The 7844-nt window shown below is 41.2% G+C and carries 6 protein-coding genes; 5 read left to right on the forward strand and 1 reads right to left on the reverse strand.

The window, feature by feature from the left end:
* From rnhB to L652_RS0106610, 5 genes are all read left to right on the forward strand, one after another.
* The coding region (rnhB, locus tag L652_RS0106585) for a ribonuclease HII (RefSeq protein WP_024603374.1) at window positions 1–509 on the forward strand (509 nt) is incomplete at its 5' end.
* Window positions 510–511: 2 nt separating this feature from the next.
* Complete coding sequence (gene dnaE, locus L652_RS0106590) at window positions 512–4003, forward strand: DNA polymerase III subunit alpha (protein ID WP_002958298.1); 3492 nt, start codon at window positions 512–514, stop codon at window positions 4001–4003.
* Window positions 4004–4019: 16 nt separating this feature from the next.
* On the forward strand, window positions 4020–4976 hold the full coding sequence (gene accA / locus L652_RS0106595; protein ID WP_002958297.1) for an acetyl-CoA carboxylase carboxyl transferase subunit alpha: 957 nt from the start codon (window positions 4020–4022) through the stop codon (window positions 4974–4976).
* Window positions 4977–5059: 83 nt separating this feature from the next.
* Entirely contained in the window at window positions 5060–6364 is a 1305-nt protein-coding gene (gene tilS, locus L652_RS0106605) for a tRNA lysidine(34) synthetase TilS (RefSeq protein WP_024596258.1), read from the forward strand.
* Window positions 6365–6718, forward strand: coding sequence for a hypothetical protein (locus tag L652_RS0106610; RefSeq protein ID WP_024596259.1), 354 nt, complete (start codon window positions 6365–6367; stop codon window positions 6716–6718). It begins immediately after the preceding gene.
* A 30-nt stretch (window positions 6719–6748) separates the two neighbouring features.
* On the opposite strand, the gene L652_RS0106615 is transcribed toward L652_RS0106610, so the two are convergent.
* The gene (locus L652_RS0106615; RefSeq protein ID WP_024596260.1) at window positions 6749–7645 is read right to left on the reverse strand and encodes a GGDEF domain-containing protein; all 897 of its coding nucleotides are present in this window, start codon (window positions 7643–7645) and stop codon (window positions 6749–6751) included.
* Window positions 7646–7844 lie beyond the last annotated feature (199 nt).

Raw genomic sequence — 7844 nt, forward strand, 5'->3', positions numbered from 1 at the left:
CTGCCGCCGTCATTTTAGATCCCACTAAACCAATTGCAGGTTTAGCAGATTCTAAAAAATTAACGGATAAAAAACGCCAAGCACTTGCAGTTGAAATAAAAGAAAAAGCATTGTGCTACGCGTATGGACGCTGCAGTCCAACAGAAATTGATGAGTTAAATATTCTACACGCAACGATGCTTGCCATGACTCGCGCAGTAGAGGCATTAAGCACACAACCTGAATTTGTATTTATAGATGGTAATCGATTGCCAAAACTCACTATGCCAGCACAAGCTGTTGTTAAAGGTGATAGCTTAGTGGCCGAAATTTCAGCAGCGTCTATTTTAGCTAAAGTAGCGCGCGATGACGAAATGCTTGAACTTGATGCACGCCACCCAGAATATGGTTTTGCAGGGCACAAAGGGTATCCCACTAAAGCGCACTTTGCAGCACTTGAACAATACGGTGCAATTGACGAGCATCGTAAAAGCTTTAAACCTGTGCAGCGCGTTTTGGCGCAANNCTAAGCATGGCTGCTCCTGATTTTGTTCATTTAAGAGTTCATTCAGACTTTTCGATGGTTGATGGCCTTGCTAAAACAAAGCCAATCGTCGCAAAAGCGCAAGAGCTGCAAATGCCAGCCATTGCAATTACCGATCAAATGAACTTTTGTGGTTTAGTGCGTTTTTATGGCGCCACGCATAATGCAGGTATTAAACCTATAGTGGGTGCTGACTTTTGGGTTCGTAGCCCAGAGTTTCCTGATGAGCCAAGCCGCTTAACTATATTAGCCAAAGACAACGACGGCTATAAAAATATTACCTTGCTGATATCTAAAGCTTATCAGCGTGGGCATGTATTTCATCGCCCTGTGATTGACCGCGAGTGGTTAGTTGAGCTAAAAGCAGGCTTAATTATTCTCTCAGGCGCTAAAGACGGTGACTTAGGTAAAGCATTATTAAAAAATAATCCGACTGTAATTGAATCGGTTGTTAGTTTTTATAAGCAGCATTTTAGCGATAACTACTACCTAGAGCTTGTTCGCACCAATCGACCGCTTGAAGAAGATTACTTGCACATGGCGGTAGAGCTTGCTGCTAAAGAGCAACTACCGGTTGTAGCGACCAACGAAGTGGTGTTTTTAAAGCCCGAAAACTTTGAAGCGCACGAAATTCGTGTTGCTATTTTTGACGGTTACACGCTCGATGATAAGCGCCGCCCTAAACGGTTCTCTGAAGAACAATATCTAAAAACACCTGAGCAAATGGCTGAGTTGTTTAGCGATATTCCAGAGGCACTACAAAATACCGTAGAAATCGCTAAGCGTTGTAATGTAACTGTGCAATTAGGTACTTACTTTTTACCTGATTACCCAACCGGCTCGCTTAAAATTGAAGACTTTTTAGTTAAAGTGTCACAAGACGGCCTTGAAGAACGACTACAGTTTTTATTCCCCGACGAAGAAGATAGAAAAGTAAAACGTGTTGAATACGATGAGCGTCTTGCAATTGAGCTCGGTGTAATCAACCAAATGGGATTCCCAGGTTACTTCTTAATCGTAATGGAGTTTATTCAGTGGAGTAAAGATAATAATATTCCAGTTGGACCTGGTCGTGGTTCAGGTGCGGGTTCGTTAGTTGCGTACGCGCTTAAAATTACCGACCTTGATCCACTTGAGTTTGACTTACTCTTTGAGCGATTCTTAAACCCTGAACGTGTATCAATGCCCGATTTCGACGTCGATTTTTGTATGGATAGACGAGACGAAGTAATTGATCACGTGTCGGCTTTGTATGGTCGGGATGCGGTTTCGCAAATTATTACCTTTGGTACCATGGCTGCAAAAGCGGTAATACGCGATGTAGGGCGAGTGCTTGGCCATCCTTACGGGTTTGTTGATCGAATTTCAAAATTGATTCCGGGTGACCCCGGTATGACACTTGCCAAAGCGTTTGATGTAGAACCGCGCTTGCAAGAAGCCTACGATGGCGACAATGAGGTAAAAGACTTAATTGACATGTGTCGCATCCTTGAAGGGTGTACACGTAATGCCGGTAAACATGCGGGTGGCGTAGTAATATCGCCAACCACTATTACCGACTTCGCTGCGCTTTATTGCGATGACGAAGGTAAGTTTCCAGTAACACAGTTTGATAAAAACGATGTAGAAACAGCAGGCTTAGTTAAGTTCGATTTCTTGGGTTTACGTACACTGACTATATTGCAGTGGGCGGTCGATATGACCAATGTGCGCATGAAGCGCCAAGGTAAAGACCCCGTTGATATAAACACCATTCCACTGGATGATAAAAAAAGTATTGAGTTGCTACTTCGCGCCGAAACGACCGCTGTATTCCAGCTAGAGTCGCGTGGTATGAAAGACCTAGTACGCCGCCTTAAGCCCGACTGCTTTGAAGATATGATTGCACTTGTGGCCTTGTTCCGACCAGGTCCGCTGCAATCAGGCATGGTAGATAACTTTATCGACCGAAAACTGGGCCGAGAAGAAATCTCATACCCAGATGCGCAGTATCAGCACGAAAGCTTAAAACCAATACTTGATCCAACTTACGGCATTATTTTGTATCAAGAACAAGTAATGCAAATTGCGCAAGTACTGGCAGGTTACACGCTAGGTGGCGCCGACATGCTGCGTCGTGCAATGGGTAAGAAAAAACCCGAAGAAATGGCAAAGCAGCGTTCAACGTTTGAAGATGGTGCAAGAAATAACGGCATTGACGGCGAGCTTGCGATAAAAATCTTCGACTTGGTAGAAAAGTTCGCAGGTTACGGTTTTAACAAATCTCACTCAGCAGCTTACGCACTCGTATCGTATCAAACATTGTGGATGAAAACGCATCATCCTGCAGAGTTTATGGCTGCGGTAATGTCGGCCGATATGGATAACACCGACAAAATAGTTATTTTGGTGGATGAATGTGAAAACATGAAGCTCACCTTATTACCACCAGACGTAAATGCAGGTGAGTTTAAGTTTACAGTAAACCTTGAAGGTGAAATTGTTTACGGCATTGGCGCGATAAAAGGCGTGGGTGAAGCACCGGTTGATGCAATCCTAGAAGCGCGTGCAAAAGGCGGCCCATTTAAAGATTTATTTGATTTTTGTGCCCGTGTTGATTTAAAACGCTTAAATAAACGTGTTACCGAAAAATTAATTTACGCGGGTGCTTTGGATCAATTAGGACCAGAGAAAACCCAATCTGGGCGTGCTACATTACTAGCCAGTTTAAAAGATGCTATGCGTGCGGCCGATCAACACAACAAAGCTGAGCAATTAGGACAAAGTGACTTATTTGGTTTATTAGCCACTGAGCCTGATGAAGTTGAACAAGCTTTTATTAAAGCCACAGGGCTTACTGATAACGAGTGGTTAGATGGCGAAAAAGAGACGCTAGGCCTTTATTTAACTGGGCATCCAATAAATCAGTACCGCCGTGAGCTTAGGCATTACACTAGCGGAAAAATAGTTGATTTACAGCCAACTAATCGTGATGTGTTTGCAACGGCAGCTGGTTTAGTTATTGCTTCTAGAGTATTAATTAATAAAAAAGGAAATCGTTGGGCCTTAGTAACTTTAGATGACAAGAGTGCACGGATTGATGTACGCTTGTATTCAGACGAGTTTGAAAAGTACCAAGATATGCTCCAAGTTAACAATATCTTGGTAATATCTGGACAGGTCAGCTTTGATAACTTCTCCGGTGGTATTACAATGACCGCCAGAGAAATAAACACCATTGCTCAAGCGCGTGAAAAGCGTATTAAAGCGATTAAAATGACGCTGAACATGGTGCAAATCGAGGCAGGTTTCTTCGATAAATTACAAAAAGTACTCGAACCCTATAAAATGGGAACGTGTCCGATCAAGGTTTATTACCAACGTCCAGATGCGTTGGCGCAATTAACTCTTGGGATCGAATGGTGTGTTACGCCAAGTGACGACTTAATCCATAAGTTATCACTAATGGCTGCGCAAGATGTAGAACTAGAATTTAACTAATTAGGTAGTTTAGAGCATGAGCCTCAATTATCTTGATTTTGAGCTTCCAATTGCAGAATTAGAAGCAAAAATTGAAGAATTACAAAGTATCAGCCGCGCTGGCGAATTAGACCTTGAGTTAGAAGAGGAAGTCAGCAAATTAAAAGAAAAAAGTGCCAAACAAAAACAGGAGATTTTTTCTAATTTAGGCGCTTGGCAAGTATCACAGTTAGCACGTCATCCGTTGCGTCCTTACACTCGAGATTATATCGAGCGCATTTTCACGGAATTTGACGAGTTTGCTGGCGATCGTACTTTTGCTAACGATCCAGCTATTTTAGGTGGCATTGCGCGTTTAGATGGCGAACCGGTAATGGTTATTGGCCAACAAAAAGGTCGTGATACTGCTGAAAAAATTAAACGTAACTTTGGTATGCCAAAGCCAGAAGGTTACCGTAAAGCATTACGCTTAATGGAAATGGCTGAGCGTTTTAAAATGCCAATCATGACCTTTATTGACACACCAGGTGCATACCCAGGTGTTGGCGCTGAAGAACGTGGTCAATCTGAAGCAATCGCACGTAACTTAAAAGTAATGGCGTCACTTAAAGTGCCGACAATATGTACGGTTATTGGTGAAGGCGGTTCAGGTGGTGCATTAGCGATTGGTGTTGGCGACAGAGTTAACATGTTGCAGTACAGCACTTATTCTGTAATTTCGCCTGAAGGTTGTGCGTCTATTCTTTGGAAAAGCGCTGACAAAGCACCGCTTGCAGCAGAAGCAATGGGTGTAACCGCAGAGCGCGTTAAAGAGCTAGACTTAATCAACAACTTAGTTGATGAGCCACTAGGTGGTGCACATCGTAATTACGATGCTATGGCACGTAACTTAAAAGTACGCCTTAAGCGTGACCTAGCAGACTTACAAGCACTTACGCTTGAAGAAATGCTTGATCAACGTTACAAACGTTTAATGTCGTTTGGTTATTGCTAAACACATTAATTGTTAAAAAAAAGCCGCTTATGCGGCTTTTTTGCTTTAAAATGTTCAGAGTTTTTATATAAAAGTGCGGCCATATGCATACAACAGCAATTTATCAGCAATTAAAAAAATCACTAAATAGCTATATTGAGCAAGGTAACACTGTTTTTACTGTGGCGCTTTCTGGTGGTGTTGATTCTGTGGTGTTGCTGCATTTAATGCGTGCTTTAAGAGCCGATAACCCTGCAATTGATGTATCGGCTATTTATGTTCACCATGGCTTGAGCCAGTATGCCGATGACTGGCAACGCTTTTGCAAAAATGTATGTATTGAGCTTGATGTGCCTTTTAAAGTCGCAAAAGTTGTAATTGAGCAGCAGTCGCGTACGAGCCTTGAAGCCCAAGCTCGCGATGCACGTTACAAAGCACTTGATGAGCTAAGCCCACAAGGCAGCATTGTTTTATTGGGCCAACATTTAAACGACCAAGTAGAAACGTTTTTACTGCGCTTAAAGCGTGGCTCGGGTTTAAAAGGGCTTGGCGCCATGCACCAAGCGCGTTTGCTGCAAAGTGGCCGTGTATGTTTTAGGCCATTGTTAAACGTAAAGCGAAGCGATATAGAAGCGTTTGCGGCACGCTTTAGTATTAACCACATAACTGATGACTCAAATACAGATGAAAGTTTTGACCGTAACTTTTTACGCTCAAAAATAGTACCTGTGTTAGCCGAGCGTTTTACTGGGTTTGAACAATGTACAGCACGAAGTATTGAGCTACTACAACAACAGCAAACACTACTTGATGAGTACACTCAGCTTGATTTAAATAAGTGTATTAACGAGTACCAAGCACTGTGCATTAGCCAAATAAGCGAATACAGCTCAGCGCGTATTGCAAATATAGTACGTGCGTGGCTTGCATTATTTACACAGGTCATGCCATCGCAAAAGCAGCTTGAGCAAATTATTAATCAAGCAATGTGCGCAAAAAACGACGCGCAAATGCGTATTGATTTGCTCTATGGGCAAATACGTCGTCATCAAGGTTATTTGTATTTTGTAACACCAAGTGAAGTATTAACAGATATTGAGCTAAATCATTCGCAGCTAAAACTTGCAGACGGGCGCTTATTAATTAAAAGCATTGGTTTTGGAGTAAGACCTCCACACTCAAATGAGCAAGTAATAGTGCGCTTTAATTGCAATAGCGCACGTATTAAACCACTTAAAAAGCCTGGTAGTAATACAGTTAAGCATTGGTTTAAAGATGCAAAAATAGCGCCGTGGCTACGCGCCAGTGTGCCACTTATTTTTTATAATGATGAATTAGTTCAAGTGGTTGGTTGTTTTATAAGCGCTAAGCATGTTGATGAAAAAGGTATTTTTTGGGAGTGTAAATAAATGAGTAAACAGCCGCATGTTGGCTTATCGTTAGTAAAAAAAGCGCCAATGGGTATGCTAATAACAGCGCTTATTGCTGTTATCGCTAATGTTTTACTTGAGTTAAATATAGTTACGTTAGGTTATGCAGTCGCTGGTGGGATTGCATCTGCAGTACTTTTATTAGCTTATTGGTTAGGTAAAGGTGGATTGTTTTTTATTTTAGGCGTGAGTCTGCCACTGCTTTTAGTATTATTTACACCGCTTGCGACTATTACTGCATTACTTAATTTAATTAGCGGGTTCTTTTTTGGTTTTTGTGCTGCGTTGTTTATTTATAAATTGGTATGTGCAAAGCCTAGCGGGGGAAGCTAGGCTTTTTTATTTAATGCAGTTAAGTAAAGGCTAATATGCTTTTGCGCAGTTTCTACCTGATGCCTTTGCTTTGTATAAACCTTTATCGGCTCGAGCAAATATCTCAGTTTCGCAATCTTGGCTGTTAGCTAAAGTAAAACCAATACTGGTTGTTACTTTATACTTAGACATTAATGGCGATTTTCTTACTAAGCACATTATACGCTCAGCAATCACTTTATTAGTTGTAAACTCAGGGTCTTCAATAAGTAAAGCAAACTCATCACCACCAAATCTAAATACCGAATCAGTGCCGCGTATACTGCTACACAGTACTTTTGAAAATTCTTTAAGTGTATCGTCACCAATTTTATGGCCGAAGTTGTCGTTAACTTGTTTAAAGTTATCTAAATCAAGCAACATTAAACTAAATGGGCGTTGATAACGGCGACAGTTTTCAAGCTTTTGAAGTAAAAAGTCATTAAATTGACTACGATTATTTAAACCGGTTAACGCATCCTTTGTGGCAAGCTTTAGTACGCGGCTATACATCATCGCATTACGAAGTGGATAAACCAGAGCAGTATGTAATGTATGTAATTTTTTCTCAATTGCGTGACCAAGCGGGAATTTACTAAAATAAATTAGCTGCCCTAAGTGGTCTTTATTAATCGCTAAATCAAAAATATAGGGTGTACTATTTGTATCACTTTGTGATGTTTGAGCAGTACCTAAAGTTGATTGAAACTGCAATCCAGAAAAATTGAGCAATTGTTTTGCAAATTTAGCGTAAATAGCCAGAACATCCTCGATCACTAAGCTTGTTTGTAGCTCTGCGACGAGTTCATGCGTTTCAGTTATTTCATTTGTAGGTGAGTGTTCAGCCGAAAACGGCAAAAAATCACCGCGACCAGACACACGCTGCGTCAAAATATGGACGTTTTCCATTAAATTCTCCCCCGAGGGTGTTACTTTGCAATAACTAAGCTATTTTTGTGCCATATTTTAAAATTGCATGAAAAACATATGGTTGTTATATTTACTTACAAGCTACTAGTTTAATTTAAACGCGAGGCTGCATTTGCAAAGTATTAATGCTCAAATTTTTGGCTTATTAGTCGCGGCAGTTCTTTTTGTGTGGTTTTTT

This window comes from Pseudoalteromonas sp. TB25 (genome assembly GCF_000497995.1).
GTDB classification, from domain to species: Bacteria; Pseudomonadota; Gammaproteobacteria; order Enterobacterales; family Alteromonadaceae; genus Pseudoalteromonas; species Pseudoalteromonas distincta.

What these genes read in the sequence shown, in the direction of transcription:
- dnaE (WP_002958298.1), top strand. Translation starts at nt 512, where the DNA reads ATGGCTGCTCCTGATTTTGTTCATTTAAGAGTTCATTCAGACTTTTCG.
- accA (WP_002958297.1), top strand. Translation starts at nt 4,020, where the DNA reads ATGAGCCTCAATTATCTTGATTTTGAGCTTCCAATTGCAGAATTAGAA.
- tilS (WP_024596258.1), top strand. Translation starts at nt 5,060, where the DNA reads ATGCATACAACAGCAATTTATCAGCAATTAAAAAAATCACTAAATAGC.
- L652_RS0106610 (WP_024596259.1), top strand. Translation starts at nt 6,365, where the DNA reads ATGAGTAAACAGCCGCATGTTGGCTTATCGTTAGTAAAAAAAGCGCCA.
- L652_RS0106615 (WP_024596260.1), bottom strand. Translation starts at nt 7,645, where the DNA reads ATGGAAAACGTCCATATTTTGACGCAGCGTGTGTCTGGTCGCGGTGAT.